Origin of the sequence: Vibrio sp. 10N.261.55.F4 (genome assembly GCF_041470465.1) — a bacterium.
Classification (GTDB): Bacteria; Pseudomonadota; Gammaproteobacteria; order Enterobacterales; family Vibrionaceae; genus Vibrio; species Vibrio crassostreae_C.
The window spans coordinates 39,739-57,555 of sequence record NZ_JBFRMM010000031.1 but is presented as its reverse complement, the minus strand read 5'-3'; the positions used below and the strand labels follow the sequence as shown (position 1 = coordinate 57,555).

The following is a 17,817-nucleotide window of genomic DNA, read 5'->3' as shown; positions in this document are numbered from 1 at the left end:
ACTAATTATCCTTGCTCTATTTTGCCATGTTCCACATGAAACATCCTGCTATTTTCGTCATGCATATCTGCAATCTGATCAGCGGTAATAGAGCTTACAAAAACTTGAGCCTGGGTCGCCTTTAAACACTCAGCAAGACGTGCTCGGCGTTGGCTATCTAATTCGGAAGCGAAGTCATCTATCAAATAGATGCACTGCTTACCTGTCATTTGAGTGAGGTGTTGCCCTTGTGCTACTCGTAGCGCACACACCATCAACTTCAATTGACCTCGTGACAAGACATCTTCCACTGGAGTGCCGTTCACTTTTATCTTCAGATCCGCTTTGTTTGGCCCACTAAAGGTGTAACCAAGCTGCTGATCCCTTTCAAAATTCTTTTCTAATATATCGGCGTACGGGGTGTCTTTGTCCCAGCCACGATAGTAGTTAATCTTTATCTCAAACTCAGGAAGGAAGGTCGCACAGATTTCTTCGGCGACTTCTTTGAGCTGATCAACGTAGGTGGCACGCCACTGACTGATGCTTTCTGCTAAACGGGCCAATTCTTGGTCCCAATAGCTCAGCTCTCGATAGTGCGTTGCCGTTTTCAATAAGGCGTTTCGCTGCTTATTGAGGCGCTTTACCCTGCCCCACGCATCATAAAAGCCCGACTCACTGTGGAAGACTCCCCAATCAATGAATGCTCGGCGATGCTTAGGTCCATCGGTTAGTAAATCAAACCCTTCAGGGTGAATCAACTGCAAAGGTAAGACTTGAGCTAACTGAGCCAACTTTTGCCCAGTTTGACCGCTTATTTTAACCTCTGTCGTGCCATCGCGCTGCTTATTAATGCCAATTGGCAGCTCAAATTGATCCGAGGTCATAAAACGGCCATGTACAAACAGCTCACTACACTCGTTTTGTATGATACGACCGGTAAGTGAACTCTTGAATGAGCGACCATGTCCGAGCAGATACACAGCTTCAAGGACACTGGTTTTGCCGCTTCCGTTAGCCCCTATAAGAAAGTTAAAGCCTGATGACGGTTGAATGTCACAGGCTTCAATATTTCTAAACTGCTTAACGATTAAGCGCGATAAAGGCATAACGTCTTCATATTAATCTTCAATCACGACTCGGTAGGTCAACATAGGGCTGCTTATAAGCGAATTGGCATAACAACGTACATCGCGCTGTCATCTTGTGCGTTCTCGATAAGAGCACTCGCATTGGCGTCTGACATTGAGATGCGAACCTGTTCACAACGCAGTGTGTTCAGAACATCCAATACGTAGCTTACGTTGAAGCCAATCTCTAGCGCGTCACCGTCGAAGTTAACATCGAGTACTTCTTCTGCTTCTTCTTGCTCTGGGTTGTTCGCGGTAATGCGCATCTCGCTATCCGCAAGGTTAACGCGAACACCACGGAATTTTTCATTCGATAGAATCGCAGCACGAGAAAATGCTGAACGTAATTCATCACAGCCAGCTTCAAGTGTCTTGGTGGTATTTTGCGGCATTACGCGGCGATAATCAGGGAAACGACCATCAACCAGCTTAGAAGTGAAGACATAGTTGTTCACTTCAGCTCGCACGTTAGAGTTACCAATTTGCAGTGTTACTGGCTGTTCAGGTGCATCCAATAGCTTCACTAACTCTTGAACACCTTTACGAGGAACAATGATCTGCTTCTGAGCAAAATCCGCACCCAGTTGTGCTTGAGATACTGCCATACGGTGACCATCGGTCGCTACGCTGCGCAGGATAGAGCCTTCAATCTCAAACAACATACCGTTGAGGTAGTAACGAACATCTTGGTTCGCCATTGAGAATTGTGTTTTCTCGATAAGACCGCGAAGTTCAGCTTGTGTCACTGACACTTCAACTTCACTGCTCCAGTCTTCAATATTTGGAAAATCTGCCGCAGGTAATGTTGCTAAAGAGAAGCGGCTACGACCAGAGCGAACCTGAATACGGTCACCATCCAATACCACCGTGATCACTGAGTTATCTGGCAATCCACGGCAGATATCTAGGAATTTACGTGAAGGTACGGTAATGCTACCCGCTTCGAAATCACCTTCAAGCGTTACACGGCTGATCAGTTCAACTTCTAGATCCGTCGCTGTCATCGACAACACGTTATCTTCTACTTTAATCAGTAGGTTTCCTAGAATTGGAAGCGTTGGCCTGCCACCGAGTGCGCCAGATACTTGTTGTAATGGCTTAATCAGGTGACTACGTTCAATGGTAAATTTCATATCTTGCTCTTACGGTCTAAATGGCACTGCGTAATAGTACGTGGCCAAGATTCTGCTTATTAAGGTTAAGAATACTGTGTATTAAGAAGAAAGGGTACGAATCAAGTTCGAATAATCTTCTTTAATGTCGTGGCTCTCTTCACGCAGCTGAGCAATCTTACGACAAGCATGCAGTACCGTCGTGTGGTCACGACCACCGAATGCATCGCCAATCTCAGGCAAGCTGTGGTTTGTTAGCTCTTTCGCCAGTGCCATCGCCAATTGACGTGGACGAGCAACAGAACGAGAACGACGCTTAGACAATAGATCAGCGACTTTGATTTTGTAGTACTCGGCTACTGTCTTTTGAATGTTATCAATAGTGACCAGTTTTTCTTGCAGTGCAAGTAGGTCACGCAGTGCTTCACGCACGAAGTCGATCGTGATCGGGCGGCCAGTGAAGTTTGCATTCGCAATAACACGGTTCAATGCGCCTTCCAGTTCACGAACGTTAGAGCGTAGACGCTTGGCAATAAAGAACGCCACTTCATCCGCAAGGTGAATTTGGTGGTCTTCGGCTTTCTTCATCAAGATCGCAACACGTGTCTCAAGCTCTGGTGGCTCAATCGCTACCGTCAAACCCCAGCCGAAACGAGATTTAAGACGATCTTCTACCCCGTTGATCTCTTTTGGATAACGGTCAGACGTTAGGATGATCTGTTGATTGCCTTCAAGCAGCGCGTTAAAGGTATGGAAGAACTCTTCTTGAGAACGCTCTTTATTAGCAAAGAATTGGATGTCATCGATAAGCAATGCATCAACACTACGGTAGTAGCGCTTAAATTCTTCGATCGCGTTGTTTTGCAGAGCCTTTACCATATCCTGAACAAAACGCTCTGAGTGCATGTAAACCACTTTCGCATTCGGCTTATTATCAACAATGGCGTTACCCACCGCATGCAACAAGTGCGTTTTACCTAAACCAGTGCCGCCGTATAGGAACAACGGGTTGTAGGCTGTACCTGGGTTATCAGAAACCTGACGTGCCGCAGCCAAACCGAGTTGGTTCGACTTACCTTCAACAAAGTTATTGAACTTATGTTTTGGGTTCACGTTTGAGCGGTGATTCAAGTCAACCGCGACAGGCTCTTCATCACGCCAGATATTATGGACAGGTTTGCGAGCTTGTAATTGCGCAGGTGCTGATGACTCAGCGGCCACATCAGCTGCAGTGCGAGTCTGAGTTGGTGTCGGTGTCGCAGGCTTTGGTGCAATCACACGCTTGCTTCCCACTTCAAAATGAAGATGTGGGATATCGTTACCGCAATATTCTTGCAGCAGACGGTTAATGCTATTTAGATACTTATCACGAACCCAATCGAGTACGAAACGGTTCGGTGCAAATAGAGTTAGAGTATTGTCATTGAGTTCCGCTTGTAACGGACGAACCCACATACTGAATTCTGTAGCTGGTAACTCTTCTTGAAGCTGTTGCAAACACTGCAACCAAAGCGAAGATGACACGGTGCCCTCACTCTATTTAAAGTAATATGAAATGACCGCTAATTTTACCTGTTGATAAGTCAGATCACCAGCAATTGATCACAGATCCAGTGAATAAGATCCAAGTTATTCACAATAAATTTGTAATTTATCGGTGGATCCACACATCTTGCCCCTAATTTACTCACACAATGATCCACTTATGCCCAGATCCTTGCTAGTTATCCCCAAATCGGGAATTCAATCTGGTTATGGTTAATAACATCTGGTTATTTATTCTAGTGAGCATTTTCCCAGTAACATCCAAACCCATAAATATAAGGAGTTACCAAATGAATAACTGGATTAAGGCTGCAATTGCGGCTATCGCACTCTCTGCTGCTACTGTTCAAGCTGCGACTGAAGTTAAAGTCGGCATGTCTGGTCGCTATTTCCCGTTTACGTTCGTTAAACAAGACCAGCTACAGGGTTTTGAAGTGGATTTATGGGATGAGATCGGTAAGCGTAACGATTACAAGGTTGAATACGTAACGGCAAACTTCTCTGGTCTGTTTGGTCTTCTTGAAACGGGTCGCATCGATACCATTTCAAACCAAATTACAATGACGGATGCACGTAAAGCGAAATACCTATTCGCAGACCCATACGTAGTAGACGGCGCACAAATTACCGTTCGTAAAGGTAATGACAGCATTAAAGGCATCGAAGACCTTGATGGCAAGACGGTTGCGGTAAACCTAGGCTCAAACTTTGAACAACTGCTTCGCAGCTACGACAAAGATGGCAAGATCAATGTAAAAACCTACGATACAGGTATTGAACATGACGTGGCACTGGGTCGTGCCGATGCATTCGTAATGGATCGCCTATCAGCACTAGAGCTTATCAAGAAGACTGGTCTACCATTACAACTAGCAGGTCAGCCATTCGAAACAATTGAAAACGCTTGGCCTTTCGTCGACAACGATAACGGCAAAAAACTGCAAGCAGAAGTAAATGAAGCATTAGCAGCAATGCGCGCAGATGGTACGTTAGAAAGTATCTCTCAGAAATGGTTTGGTGCGGACATTACTCAGAAGTAATTACTCACTTTCTCCATTCAAGGCCCACTGCTTTATACAGCGGTGGGCTTTTTGCTTTTGTGCACTGATTAAAAAACCTGATACAACAGTACTTACATATAGAACAACACTGCCAATAAAAATACGAGATAGATTATGGGATTTGACTTTAATTACATGCTAGAGCTGTTGCCAATACTACTGAAGTATTTAGGCACCACGATGGAGATGGCGACCTGGGGCTTGTTCTTTGCTCTGATCCTGTCTCTGATACTGGCGAATATTCGTGTATTCAAAATCCCAGTGCTCGACCAACTGAGCCAGCTGTACATTAGCTTCTTCCGAGGCACACCACTGTTGGTGCAGCTGTTCCTCCTTTATTACGGCTTACCACAAGTCTTCCCGTGGATGGTTGGGTTGGATGCCTTCAGCGCCGCTGTGATTGGCTTAACCCTGCACTTTGCCGCGTATATGGCAGAAAGTATTCGTGCCGCGATTATCGGTATTGATCGCAGCCAGATGGAAGCCAGCCTTTCGGTCGGTATGACAACCAGCCAAGCGATGCGCCGAGTGATCTTACCGCAAGCAACTCGCGTGGCACTGCCGTCGTTGATGAACTACTTCATCGATATGATCAAGTCGACTTCACTTGCCTTCACCCTAGGTGTCGCCGAAATCATGGCTAAAGCTCAGATGGAGGCTTCTTCAAGTTTCCGCTTCTTCGAGGCTTTCTTAGCAGTCGCACTGATTTACTGGGGCGTGGTGGTTATCCTCACTCGTATTCAAATTTGGGCCGAAGTGAAACTGAATAAGGCGTATGTACGATGATCAAATTACAAAATATCCACAAGCAGTTTGGTGACACCGAAGTTTTGAAAGGGATCGACCTAGAAATCAAACAAGGTGAGATAATTGTCATCATAGGTTCAAGTGGTACGGGTAAATCTACCCTACTGCGTTGTGTGAATTTTCTAGAGCAAGCCGATCAAGGCACGATTTCGATTGATGATATCAAGGTTGATACTCAGAAACACACTAAGGCAGAGGTGCTTGCACTGCGTCGTAAGACCGGTTTTGTGTTCCAAAACTATGCACTGTTCGCTCACCAAACCGCGAGACAGAATATTGCTGAAGGTTTAATTACAGTTCGTGGTTGGAAAAAACAGCAAGCCCATGAAAAAGCACAACAAATACTTGATGATATTGGCTTAGGTGACAAAGGTGATAGCTACCCAGCCGCGCTCTCTGGTGGCCAGCAACAACGGGTGGGTATTGGCCGTGCAATGGCACTACAACCCGAGCTTTTACTGTTTGATGAGCCGACTTCAGCGCTCGATCCTGAGTGGGTTGGCGAAGTGCTTAACCTAATGAAAAAACTGGCAAATCAGCATCAAACCATGCTGGTGGTTACCCATGAAATGCAGTTCGCGAGAGAGGTCGCAGACCGAGTGATCTTCATGGCTGACGGTCATATTATCGAGCAGGGATCTCCACAGGATATTTTTGGTAATCCACAGGATCCTAAATTAAAAAAATTCTTAAATAAGGTTGGGATCGACTAAGGATCCTTGTGATTTTAGTTATTCTACGTATAATCCCCCGACCGGAATTTTAGTTAACCCAATCATTGACACTTTTTGTGACAGTGATTACAATTCCGCCTCTTTGTTGAGAGGCGTCGGTTTTCCTTTCTTATATAAAGAAGAGAAAAAATGCCCACGCCGGGTTTAACAAAAACCTAAAACTACTGATCAGTAAGGTAATTACAATGAAACGCACTTTTCAACCTACAGTTCTAAAGCGTAAGCGTACTCACGGTTTCCGTGCTCGCATGGCTACTAAGAACGGTCGCGCAACAATCAATGCACGTCGTGCAAAAGGCCGTAAGCGTCTTTCTAAGTAATCTTTGATTATTTTGAATAAGCTAGCCTTCGGTCGGGAGTTACGCTTGTTAACTCCCGAACATTATCAAAATGTCTTCAAGCAAGCTCATCGAGCTGGCTCCCCTCATTTCACCATCATTGCCCGAAATAACTCTCTTTCAAATCCTCGTCTTGGATTAGCCGTTCCGAAAAAGCAGATTAAAACCGCCGTGGGTCGTAACCGATTCAAGCGTCTTACTCGTGAAAGCTTTCGTAACACTCAACACAAACTTCCTAACAAAGATTTTGTTGTAATCGCTAAGAAGAGCGCGCAAGATTTAAGCAATGAAGAAATGTTCAAGCTACTCGACAAATTATGGCTTCGCCTGTCTCGCCCTTCGCGTGGATAGCGCTAATACCCATCTATTTTTATAGATGGTTTATTAGTCCACTCATCGGCCCACGCTGCCGATTTACTCCAACCTGCTCTTTATATGCGATAGAAGCGTTGAAAGCTCACGGTTTTGTAAAAGGGTGTTGGTTATCAGGCAAACGTCTATTAAAATGCCATCCTTTGAACGAAGGGGGCTTTGACCCCGTTCCACCAGTCCAAAAACAAGACAGAGATAAATAACGATGGATTCTCAACGTAATATCCTGTTAATCGCATTGGCTTTGGTTTCTTTCCTACTGTTCCAACAATGGAACGTAGCTCAGAATCCAGCACCACAAGCGGTTGAGCAGGCACAATCTGGCAGCACCCTACCAGCGCCATCTTATGCAGATGATCTAGACCCGGCTCCTGGTCAAGTTGCTTCTTCTGCTAAAACTATCACAGTAACAACTGATGTACTGACTCTGTCAATTGATACGGTTGGTGGTGATGTCGTTAAAGCAAACCTAAACGATTACTCTGCTGAGTTCGATTCTGAAGATACGTTTGTTCTTCTTAAAAACGAACCCGGTCACCAATTTATCGCACAAAGCGGTCTAGTGGGTCCTCAAGGTATCGATTTAAGCAGCACAAACCGCCCAAGCTACACAGTTTCAGCAGACAGCTTCACGCTTGCTGATGGTCAGGATGAACTACGCATCCCGATGACTTACCAAGCGAACGGCCTTGATTACACGAAAACATTCATCCTTAAGCGTGGCAGCTACGCAATGGATGTTGAATACGATGTAGTCAACAACTCTGGTAACAACGCGACATTCGGCATGTACGCTCACCTGCGTCAGAACGTAATGGATGACGGCGGTAGCCTAACAATGCCAACTTACCGTGGTGGTGCTTACTCTACGGAAGATACGCGTTACAAAAAATACAGCTTCGACGACATGCAAGATCGCAACCTGTCTCTTAACCTAGCAAACGGTCAAGGTTGGGCAGCGATGATTCAGCACTACTTTGCAAGTGCATGGATCCCACGCGACGAAGCAGGCAGCAACCTTTACACTCGTGTAATTGGTAACCTTGGCGACATCGGTGTTCGCATGCCGAACAAAACCATCGCTACTGGCGACGAAGCAAACTTCAAAGCAACGCTTTGGGTTGGTCCTAAACTTCAAGACCAAATGGCTGCTGTTGCACCTAACCTAGACCTAGTAGTTGACTACGGTTGGTTATGGTTCATTGCTAAACCACTTCATACTCTGCTTTCGTTCATTCAAGGCATCGTTGTGAACTGGGGTCTGGCAATCATCTGTCTAACTTTCATCGTTCGTGGTGCTATGTACCCACTAACGAAAGCTCAGTACACGTCTATGGCGAAAATGCGTATGCTTCAGCCTAAGCTGACTGCAATGCGTGAGCGTATCGGCGACGACCGTCAACGCATGAGCCAAGAAATGATGGAGCTTTACAAGAAAGAGAAAGTAAACCCACTAGGTGGCTGTTTACCTATCCTTCTGCAAATGCCTATCTTCATTTCGCTATACTGGGCACTAATGGAGTCTGTTGAACTGCGTCACTCACCGTTCTTCGGTTGGATTACTGACCTTTCAGCACAAGACCCATACTACATCTTGCCACTTCTGATGGGTGCTTCAATGTTCCTAATCCAGAAGATGAGCCCGACAACTGTAACGGATCCAATGCAGCAGAAGATCATGACCTTTATGCCGGTTATGTTCACATTCTTCTTCCTGTTCTTCCCTTCAGGTCTGGTTCTATACTGGCTAGTATCGAACATCGTAACTCTGATTCAGCAAACGCTTATCTACCGCGCGCTGGAAAAGAAAGGCTTACATTCTAAGTAAGTTCGATAATAGAAAGAGACAAAGAAAGGCGACCAAAAGGTCGCCTTTTTGTTTTTAGCTGATTACAATTCAGCTAATTGATTAATCGTGAGCGCCCCTTTTTGGCTTTCACATGCTAGCAGGCACAACTATGACTACAGATACGATTGTTGCTCAAGCGACTGCACCCGGCCGTGGCGGCGTCGGTATTATTCGCGTTTCAGGCCCACAAGCAGCCCAAGTTGCGCTTGAAGTTACCGGCAAAGTACTGAAACCACGTTACGCTGAGTACACCCCTTTTAAATCTCACGATGGTTTAGAGCTAGACCAAGGCATCGCGCTTTACTTTCCTAACCCGCACTCGTTTACCGGTGAAGACGTATTAGAGCTACAAGGCCACGGTGGCCCTGTGGTAATGGATATGCTCATCAAGCGCATCCTCGCGATTCCAGGGCTACGCGCAGCACGCCCTGGTGAGTTCTCGGAGCGTGCCTTCTTGAACGACAAGATGGATTTAACCCAAGCAGAAGCGATTGCTGACCTCATTGATGCCAGTTCAGAAGAAGCGGCGAAATCAGCTCTGCAATCGTTGCAAGGTGAGTTCTCGAAACGCATTAATACGCTGGTGGACTCTCTGATTCACTTACGCATCTATGTTGAAGCCGCTATCGACTTCCCAGAAGAAGAGATTGATTTCCTTGCTGACGGTAAAGTAAGTGCTGACTTACAAGCTATCATCGACAACCTCGAAGCGGTTCGCCAAGAAGCCAATCAAGGTGCCATCATGCGTGAAGGTATGAAGGTGGTGATTGCAGGTCGTCCTAATGCCGGTAAGTCGAGCTTACTGAATGCATTATCGGGTAAAGACTCCGCGATTGTGACTGATATTGCAGGTACAACCCGTGATGTACTTCGTGAACATATCCATATTGATGGTATGCCACTGCACATTATTGATACCGCAGGCCTGCGTGAAGCCTCGGATGAAGTCGAAAAAATCGGTATTGAACGCGCTTGGGAAGAAATTGCTCAAGCCGATCGCGTTTTATTTATGGTCGATGGCACCACTACCGATGCAACCGACCCGAAAGATATCTGGCCAGATTTCGTTGATCGTCTGCCGAATAACATCGGAATGACCGTGATTCGTAACAAAGCCGATCAAACCGGTGAAGATCTCGGGATTTGCCATGTTAATGATCCAACTCTGATTCGACTATCAGCAAAGACGGGACAAGGCGTTGATGCACTACGTAATCACTTAAAAGATTGCATGGGCTTTGCTGGTGGCAATGAAGGTGGCTTCATGGCACGTCGTCGCCACTTAGATGCCCTAGAACGCGCATCTGAGCATCTAGATATTGGCCAGCAACAGCTCGAAGGCTATATGGCAGGGGAAATCTTGGCAGAAGAACTGCGTATAACGCAGCAACACCTTAACGAGATTACTGGTGAATTCAGTTCCGATGACCTACTCGGCCGTATCTTCACCTCTTTCTGTATTGGTAAATAACCTTTAAAGGCCGGCTCATGCTGGCCTTTTTCTTTAGTAAGGACAGCTTAATGATCCACATTATTACAGGCAGCACCTTAGGTGGTGCAGAGTACGTTGGCGATCACCTTAATGATCTTCTTGAAGAGCAAGGCCACGAGATCACCCTTCATAATCAGCCTGAATTCGATGATATTCCCCAACAAGGCTTTTGGTTGCTGGTGACTTCAACTCATGGTGCGGGTGAATTTCCAGATAATATTAAGCCGTTTATCGACGCATTGACCCAGCAATCTCCAGATTTAAGCCCGGTTCGCTTTGCTGTCGTGGCGCTTGGTGATTCGAGTTACGATACCTTCTGTTTGGCGGGAAAATCAGTCCACAGCCAGATGAAAGAGCTCGGTGCTCAGCCTATTTCTGACTGTTTTACCATCGATGTATTGGAAACTCCGGTACCAGAAGACGCAGCAGAAGCTTGGTTCAACGATCATAGCGACCAGTTTTAACCTCTCTCCTCTCTCAAAAAGCGGCTTATGCCGCTTTTTTTGTCTCTGAATATCGTGATTGTGAATAACTTTTTTTCAAAAACATCGAAAATTAGCGATCTATTTTCAATTTCTGCTGTGGATAAGATCATACATATACGGTGATTAACCTATAGTTATCCAAATAACAAGTTTTAGGCTAATTTCCTCCTGTGAATAAGTAGCCATTTTGATCCCAGCTAATCCTCATCCTGATCAAAGTTAGATCACATCATTTGATCCAAAAAAGATCCATGATCTCGTTGATCATTTCCGACTTATCCACAGATACCCTCGATCCTAATAATAGATCTAATAAAAGATCTCCTTAAAGATCTTATCTATATTAATTAAAAACAGCTTTTTCGAAAAATCCCAAAAACGTTTTCTCAGGCTATGAAAACAGGTAGAATATCGCTCCTTTTTATCAATCTAGAAAACGTTTGAATACCTGAGGTCGGTTCATGCTTTATCACGAAAAATTTGACGTCATCGTTGTTGGTGGTGGCCATGCAGGAACGGAAGCCGCACTCGCATCTGCACGTACTGGTCAAAGTACGTTATTACTTACTCATAATATCGATACACTAGGACAAATGTCTTGTAACCCAGCCATTGGCGGGATCGGTAAGGGCCACTTGGTAAAAGAGGTCGATGCAATGGGTGGATTAATGGCGCAAGCTATTGATCATGCAGGTATTCAGTTCAGAACATTGAACGCATCAAAAGGCCCTGCGGTTCGTGCTACTCGTGCACAAGCTGACCGCGCACTGTACAAAGCCTTTGTTCGTAACGTTCTTGAAAACACGCCAAACCTGACTTTGTTCCAACAGTCGGTTGATGACTTGATCGTTGAACAGGATCAAGTGGTAGGTGTGGTAACGCAGATGGGCCTTAAGTTCCGCGCAAGCGCTGTGGTTCTGACTGTGGGCACATTCCTAGGCGGCAAGATCCATATTGGTATGGAAAGTTCTTCAGGTGGCCGTGCTGGTGATCCACCATCGATCGCACTGGCTGACCGTCTTCGTGATCTTCCATTCCGAGTTGATCGCCTGAAAACAGGTACTCCTCCTCGTATCGATGCGCGTAGCGTTGATTTTTCTGAGCTTGAGGTTCAGCACGGTGATAACCCGACGCCTGTTTTCTCGTTCATGGGCAGCCGAGCTCAACAACCTCGTCAAATTCCATGTTACATCACGCATACCAATGAAAATACGCATGACGTAATTCGTGCCAACCTTGATCGCAGCCCTATGTACGCGGGTGTGATTGAAGGCATTGGCCCTCGTTACTGCCCTTCGATTGAAGACAAAGTAATGCGTTTTGCTGACAAGAACAGTCACCAAATTTTTATTGAGCCAGAAGGTCTAACGACTCACGAGCTATACCCGAATGGTATCTCTACCAGTCTGCCGTTTGATGTACAGGTTCAAATTGTTCGTTCGATGAAGGGCTTTGAAAATGCTCATATCGTTCGCCCTGGCTATGCGATTGAGTACGATTTCTTTGATCCTCGCGACCTTAAGCTGACTTACGAAACTAAGTTTATCAAAGGTCTATTCTTTGCGGGTCAAATCAACGGTACCACTGGCTATGAAGAAGCGGCTGCACAAGGCTTGATGGCCGGTCTGAATGCAAGTTTGTTTACTCAAGGCAAAGAAGGCTGGAGTCCACGTCGTGACCAAGCTTACATGGGCGTGCTTATCGACGACCTATCTACCATGGGTACCAAAGAACCTTACCGCATGTTTACGTCTCGCGCGGAATACCGTCTGCTGCTTCGTGAAGACAACGCCGATATCCGCTTGACTGAAAAGTCGCGTGAACTTGGCCTTGTTGATGACGCTCGTTGGGCTCGTTTCAACGAGAAGATGGAAAACATGGAGAAGGAGCGTCAACGTCTGAAAGAGACTTGGATTAATCCAAAATCTGAAGATATTGATCAACTGAACCAAATTCTGAAAACACCAATGTCTCGTGAAGCGAGCGGTGAAGATCTTCTTCGTCGCCCTGAAATGACTTATTCACAGTTAACCGCATTGGATCGTTTTGGTCCTGCACTGGAAGATCAACAAGCGTCTGAGCAAGTTGAGATCCAAGTGAAGTACGATGGTTACATTCAGCGTCAACAAGACGAAATTGAAAAATCACTGCGTCATGAAAACACCAAACTGCCTGCTGATATCGATTACAGCAAGGTAAAAGGACTTTCTAACGAAGTGGTTCTTAAACTAACGACAGCTAAGCCTGACTCAATTGGTATTGCTTCGCGAATTTCAGGTATCACACCTGCAGCAATCTCAATTCTGTTGGTTTACTTGAAAAAACACGGCCTGTTGAAAAAAGGTGAGGAAGCATAATGAGCGCATTACGCGAAAAACTGGATCACCTTATTGGCCAGACTGAACTTGAAGTATCTGAAAAACAACGTGGCCAGTTGGTTGGCTACGTTGAGTTACTGAACAAGTGGAACAAAGCTTATAACCTAACATCAGTTCGTGACCCACAAGAAATGATGGTGAAACATATCTTAGATAGCATCATTGTTAGCACTCACTTACAAGGTAAGCGCTTTATCGATGTGGGTACGGGACCTGGTCTTCCTGGGATTCCGCTCTCAATCATGAATCCAGACTGCGAGTTTTACTTGCTAGACAGCCTAGGTAAGCGTATTCGTTTTATCAAACAGGTGATTCATGAGCTGGGTATCGACAACGTGGTACCGGTTCAAAGTCGCGTTGAAGAATTTCAACCAGAAGAAAAGTTTGATGCAGTGCTCAGTCGTGCATTTGCGTCAATGACAGACATGGTAGAGTGGTGTCACCATTTACCTAAAGAGCAATCCGGTGTATTTTTGGCTCTTAAGGGACAACATCCTAGAGACGAAATCGACCTGTTACCTGAATGGTGTTCAGTGACAGACATTAAAGCTTTGCAAGTGCCAGAGCTTGATGGAGAGCGTCATCTAGTTACTTTATCGCGTCAGGGATAATCAGCGAGGCCATAGTGGGTAGAATCGTAGCAATTGCCAACCAGAAGGGTGGCGTAGGAAAAACAACAACTTGCATTAATTTAGCAGCATCAATGGCGGCAACAAAACGCAAGATATTGGTTGTTGACCTCGATCCTCAAGGTAATGCCACTATGGCGAGCGGTGTCGACAAGTATCAAGTTGAAGCAACAGCTTACGATTTGTTGGTTGAAGACACCCCATTTGATGAGGTGGTTTGCCGGAGTACATCTGGCAATTATGACCTCATCGCCGCGAACGGTGATGTTACTGCGGCAGAAATCAAGCTGATGGAAGTGTTTGCTCGTGAAGTTCGTTTAAAAAATGCACTCGAACCCATTCGTAATAACTATGATTTCATCTTTATTGATTGCCCGCCCTCATTAAACCTTCTTACAATCAACGCGATGGCTGCGGCCGACTCCGTATTGGTTCCTATGCAATGTGAATACTTTGCTTTGGAAGGTTTGACTGCATTGATGGATACCATCAGTAAGCTAGCGGCTGTTGTAAACGAGAACCTGAAGATCGAAGGTCTTCTGCGTACTATGTACGATCCTCGCAACCGCTTATCGAACGAAGTATCTGATCAACTCAAAAAACACTTTGGTAGCAAAGTCTACCGAACTGTGATCCCTAGAAATGTGCGTCTGGCAGAAGCCCCGAGTCACGGCAAGCCAGCAATGTACTACGACAAATATTCCGCAGGAGCTAAGGCTTACCTTGCTCTTGCTGGCGAAATGTTGCGTCGTGAAGAAGTCCCAGTATAGGTCCAACCAAAGGAATTCGCTCAATGTCTAAGCGTGGTTTAGGAAAAGGGCTAGATGCATTGCTTGCAACTAGCTCATTGGCTCGTGAAAAACAGCAAGTTGCTTCTCATAGTCAGGCGTTGTCGGCTGATGGTGAGCTTATTGAACTGGCTGTTGGTTGCTTGAAGCCTGGTGTATATCAACCGCGTAAGGATATTGCGCCGGAAGCGCTAGAAGAGTTAGCGGCATCTATACAATCTCAAGGCATTATCCAACCGATCGTTGTACGCCCTTTAGCGCACGACCAATTTGAGATTATTGCTGGTGAACGTCGTTGGAGAGCGGCTCGTCAAGCTGGTCTTAAACAAGTTCCATGCTTGATCAAGAGAGTAGAAGACAAGGCCGCGATTGCGATGGCATTGATCGAGAACATTCAACGTGAAGATCTGAATGTTATCGAAGAATCACAAGCGCTAGAGCGCTTGCAGAACGAGTTTTCACTGACACATCAGCAGGTCGCCGATGTGATTGGTAAATCCAGAGCTACCGTTAGTAACTTATTACGTCTAAATCAGCTCGAAAATGAAGTAAAAGGTTTAGTTTCCAGTAAACAACTAGAAATGGGGCATGCTAGAGCACTGCTTGCGCTTGAAGGTGTTACCCAGGTTGAGGCAGCGAATACCGCAGCAACCAAAAAAATGACCGTGCGTCAAACTGAGCAACTTGTCAAAAAGTGCTTAAAACCAGACGTTGAAGCTGAATCGAAGCCCGAAGACACTGAGGCCATCGAACTTTCACGAAGACTCACGGAAAAATTGCAAGCAAACGTTTCAGTTACTCGTTCTGTTAGCGGTAAGTCAAAAGTGACAATTACTCTTGATGAGCCTCACAAATTAGAGCAACTTATTGCTAAACTAGAGTACTAAATGAGATAATTGATTTAGGTCAATTATGTAATAAACAAGTAATTTCTTACAAAAGTTGTCGGTTTGTATACAGAAATGTAAATGATTGCTGCATTCTTATTGCAATCAATTTGGCTGAACGTATAATTTTCGCCAATTTCTCAGCACGCTTTTAAGCGAGTGGTAAAGTGGGCTTAAAGAGGAACGAATACATGGTAGCGGCGTTAGCAAGACCAGGACGAGTGCTTGCAAAGCAAATGTTATTGATCGAGCTTAGCGCGGTTATATTAGTGGCGATAGGGTTAGGTTTAGCTGTTAATCCTGATTGGGGTTTTGCTGCATTGGTTGGTGGCGGTATTTTTGTCATCGCGAATGTGGTTTTTTGTGTGTGTGCTTTCCTATTTTGTGGAGCGCGCGCAACTAAGTTAGTTGCGGCGTCGTTCTATGCAGGTGAAGCACTAAAGATCCTTATCACAGTTCTACTATTCTCTATTGTCTACATGTATATGCAGGTGGAATTAATTCCCCTCAAACTGACCTATTTACTGGTTCTAGGTATTAATATCTTTGCGCCAGTGCTTTTCATTAACAATAAAAAATAGGATGAGTTATGGCTGCGCCAACAGCATCCGGATACATTGAACACCATTTACAAAACCTTTCTTTAGCTAAGTTTGGTCTTGTAGAGGAGACAAGTTTCTGGAACGTACATATAGACAGTCTGTTTTTTTCGGTGTTGACAGGGATGTTATTCCTTTGGGTTTTTCGCTCAGTCGCTAAGAAAGCAACAGTAGGTGTACCTGGTAAGCTTCAGTGTTTTGTTGAAATGGTAGTGGAATTCGTTGGCGACAACGTTAAAGAAACTTTCCATGGTCGCAACCCTCTGATTGCCCCACTAGCACTGACTATATTCTGCTGGATTATCATTATGAACTTGATGGACTTAGTGCCTATCGATTTCTTACCATATCCTGCAGAGCATTGGCTAGGTATCCCTTACTTGAAAGTGGTTCCTACAGCTGATGTAAATATAACCATGGCAATGGCTTTGGGTGTTTTTGCTCTGATGATCTACTACAGCATCAAAGTGAAAGGCCTAGGCGGATTCGCTAAAGAATTGGCACTGCATCCATTTAATCACCCAATCATGATCCCATTTAACTTGGTACTTGAGGTAATTTCGTTATTAGCGAAGCCACTATCTCTAGGTATGCGTTTATTTGGTAATATGTTTGCGGGTGAGGTGGTGTTTATTCTTATCGCGGCAATGCTACCGTGGTACTTACAATGGGTAGGTGCACTACCTTGGGCTATCTTCCATATCTTAGTTATATTGATTCAAGCGTTTGTTTTCATGATGTTGACAATCGTTTACTTATCAATGGCTCATGAAGATAGTGATCACTAAAAAATTTTTAAGCTTTATTCTAACTATTAATGTTAATCGGAGAACGTAAATGGAAACTGTACTAAGTTTTTCAGCAATCGCTGTTGCTATTATTGTTGGTCTTTGTGCCGTAGGTACTGCAATTGGTTTTGCTATTCTTGGTGGTAAATTCCTAGAAGGCGCTGCGCGTCAACCTGAAATGGCTCCAATGCTACAAGTTAAGATGTTCATCATCGCTGGTCTACTGGATGCTGTTCCAATGATCGGTATCGTAATCGCACTACTATTCACGTTTGCTAACCCATTTGTTGGTCAACTAGCAGGCTAATTAACTCTTTAATAGTTAATTAAATTTTTGTAGTTGATTCTTAACGAGGGGTAGCTGTTGTGAATATGAACGCAACTCTGCTAGGTCAAGCAATTGCTTTTTCACTGTTTGTTTGGTTCTGCATGAAATATGTATGGCCACCAATCATGCAAGCAATTGAAGAACGTCAGAAAAAAATTGCTGACGGTCTTGTAGCCGCTGAACGCGCTACTAAAGACTTGAACCTGGCACAAGCCAACGCTTCTGAGCAAATGAAAGAAGCAAAGCGCACTGCAACTGAGGTTATTGATCAGGCAAACAAACGTAAAGCTCAAATTATTGATGAAGCACGCGAAGAAGCTCAGGCAGAACGCCAGAAAATCTTAGCGCAAGCTGAAGCAGAAATTGAAGCAGAGCGTACACGTGCCCGTGATGACCTGCGCAAACAAGTCGCAACTCTGGCTATAGCTGGTGCTGAGAAAATCCTTGAGCGTACAATCGATAAAGATGTACACGATGATCTTCTTAACAACATTACTGCAAAACTTTAAAGCAAGGGGC

The 17,817-nt window shown here is 45.0% G+C and carries 20 protein-coding genes; 17 read left to right on the top strand and 3 right to left on the bottom strand.

Annotation, left to right across the window (positions count from 1 at the left end; genetic code table 11):
* Positions 1-5: 5 nt before the first annotated feature.
* The 3 genes from recF to dnaA all read right to left on the bottom strand — a co-directional run bounded on the left by recF (position 6) and on the right by dnaA (position 3,742).
* A complete protein-coding gene (gene recF / locus AB4249_RS15065; RefSeq protein WP_017058810.1) occupies positions 6-1,085 on the bottom strand; it encodes a DNA replication/repair protein RecF in 1,080 nt (359 codons plus the stop codon).
* A gap of 53 nt (positions 1,086-1,138) precedes the next feature.
* Entirely contained in the window at positions 1,139-2,239 is a 1,101-nt protein-coding gene (gene dnaN, locus AB4249_RS15060) for a DNA polymerase III subunit beta (RefSeq protein ID WP_017058809.1), read from the bottom strand.
* 81 nt (positions 2,240-2,320) lie between these two features.
* A complete protein-coding gene (gene dnaA, locus AB4249_RS15055; protein ID WP_017058808.1) occupies positions 2,321-3,742 on the bottom strand; it encodes a chromosomal replication initiator protein DnaA in 1,422 nt (473 codons plus the stop codon).
* 311 nt (positions 3,743-4,053) lie between these two features.
* Here dnaA and AB4249_RS15050 point away from each other — a divergent pair, with 311 nt between their 5' ends.
* The 17 genes from AB4249_RS15050 to atpF all read left to right on the top strand — a co-directional run bounded on the left by AB4249_RS15050 (position 4,054) and on the right by atpF (position 17,807).
* Positions 4,054-4,803, top strand: a complete 750-nt coding sequence (locus AB4249_RS15050; protein WP_009848135.1) for an amino acid ABC transporter substrate-binding protein — start codon at positions 4,054-4,056, stop codon at positions 4,801-4,803.
* Positions 4,804-4,938: 135 nt separating this feature from the next.
* Positions 4,939-5,610: an amino acid ABC transporter permease gene (locus AB4249_RS15045; protein WP_009848134.1), complete on the top strand. Its 672-nt coding sequence runs from the start codon at positions 4,939-4,941 to the stop codon at positions 5,608-5,610.
* On the top strand, positions 5,607-6,344 hold the full coding sequence (locus AB4249_RS15040) for an amino acid ABC transporter ATP-binding protein (RefSeq protein ID WP_017058807.1): 738 nt from the start codon (positions 5,607-5,609) through the stop codon (positions 6,342-6,344). The genes AB4249_RS15045 and AB4249_RS15040 overlap by 4 nt, the downstream gene beginning before the upstream one ends.
* Positions 6,345-6,550: 206 nt before the next feature.
* Positions 6,551-6,685, top strand: coding sequence for a 50S ribosomal protein L34 (gene rpmH / locus AB4249_RS15035; protein WP_004735800.1), 135 nt, complete (start codon positions 6,551-6,553; stop codon positions 6,683-6,685).
* 45 nt (positions 6,686-6,730) lie between these two features.
* Entirely contained in the window at positions 6,731-7,054 is a 324-nt protein-coding gene (gene rnpA / locus AB4249_RS15030; protein WP_017055478.1) for a ribonuclease P protein component, read from the top strand.
* Positions 7,021-7,278, top strand: coding sequence for a membrane protein insertion efficiency factor YidD (gene yidD, locus AB4249_RS15025; protein WP_004735802.1), 258 nt, complete (start codon positions 7,021-7,023; stop codon positions 7,276-7,278). The genes rnpA and yidD overlap by 34 nt, the downstream gene beginning before the upstream one ends.
* A gap of 2 nt (positions 7,279-7,280) precedes the next feature.
* Complete coding sequence (yidC, locus tag AB4249_RS15020; RefSeq protein ID WP_017058806.1) at positions 7,281-8,903, top strand: membrane protein insertase YidC; 1,623 nt, start codon at positions 7,281-7,283, stop codon at positions 8,901-8,903.
* Positions 8,904-9,033: 130 nt separating this feature from the next.
* Positions 9,034-10,395 carry a tRNA uridine-5-carboxymethylaminomethyl(34) synthesis GTPase MnmE gene (gene mnmE, locus AB4249_RS15015; protein ID WP_029235098.1) on the top strand — a complete coding sequence of 454 codons (1,362 nt, stop codon included), beginning with the start codon at positions 9,034-9,036 and terminating at the stop codon, positions 10,393-10,395.
* A 50-nt stretch (positions 10,396-10,445) separates the two neighbouring features.
* Positions 10,446-10,880, top strand: coding sequence for an FMN-binding protein MioC (gene mioC / locus AB4249_RS15010; protein WP_017058804.1), 435 nt, complete (start codon positions 10,446-10,448; stop codon positions 10,878-10,880).
* Between the two features lie 482 nt (positions 10,881-11,362).
* Positions 11,363-13,258, top strand: a complete 1,896-nt coding sequence (gene mnmG, locus AB4249_RS15005) for a tRNA uridine-5-carboxymethylaminomethyl(34) synthesis enzyme MnmG (RefSeq protein ID WP_017058802.1) — start codon at positions 11,363-11,365, stop codon at positions 13,256-13,258.
* The gene (gene rsmG / locus AB4249_RS15000; protein WP_017058801.1) at positions 13,258-13,890 is read left to right on the top strand and encodes a 16S rRNA (guanine(527)-N(7))-methyltransferase RsmG; all 633 of its coding nucleotides are present in this window, start codon (positions 13,258-13,260) and stop codon (positions 13,888-13,890) included. Before mnmG ends, rsmG begins: the two co-directional genes overlap by 1 nt.
* A gap of 14 nt (positions 13,891-13,904) precedes the next feature.
* Entirely contained in the window at positions 13,905-14,678 is a 774-nt protein-coding gene (locus tag AB4249_RS14995) for a ParA family protein (RefSeq protein WP_029235097.1), read from the top strand.
* A gap of 23 nt (positions 14,679-14,701) precedes the next feature.
* The gene (locus AB4249_RS14990) at positions 14,702-15,583 is read left to right on the top strand and encodes a ParB/RepB/Spo0J family partition protein (protein ID WP_017063024.1); all 882 of its coding nucleotides are present in this window, start codon (positions 14,702-14,704) and stop codon (positions 15,581-15,583) included.
* A 191-nt stretch (positions 15,584-15,774) separates the two neighbouring features.
* Positions 15,775-16,164 carry a F0F1 ATP synthase subunit I gene (locus AB4249_RS14985; protein WP_010433210.1) on the top strand — a complete coding sequence of 130 codons (390 nt, stop codon included), beginning with the start codon at positions 15,775-15,777 and terminating at the stop codon, positions 16,162-16,164.
* 8 nt (positions 16,165-16,172) lie between these two features.
* Positions 16,173-16,970, top strand: a complete 798-nt coding sequence (gene atpB, locus AB4249_RS14980; protein ID WP_009848124.1) for a F0F1 ATP synthase subunit A — start codon at positions 16,173-16,175, stop codon at positions 16,968-16,970.
* 49 nt (positions 16,971-17,019) lie between these two features.
* On the top strand, positions 17,020-17,277 hold the full coding sequence (gene atpE, locus AB4249_RS14975) for a F0F1 ATP synthase subunit C (protein WP_004411110.1): 258 nt from the start codon (positions 17,020-17,022) through the stop codon (positions 17,275-17,277).
* Between the two features lie 59 nt (positions 17,278-17,336).
* Entirely contained in the window at positions 17,337-17,807 is a 471-nt protein-coding gene (gene atpF, locus AB4249_RS14970) for a F0F1 ATP synthase subunit B (protein ID WP_372058960.1), read from the top strand.
* Positions 17,808-17,817 lie beyond the last annotated feature (10 nt).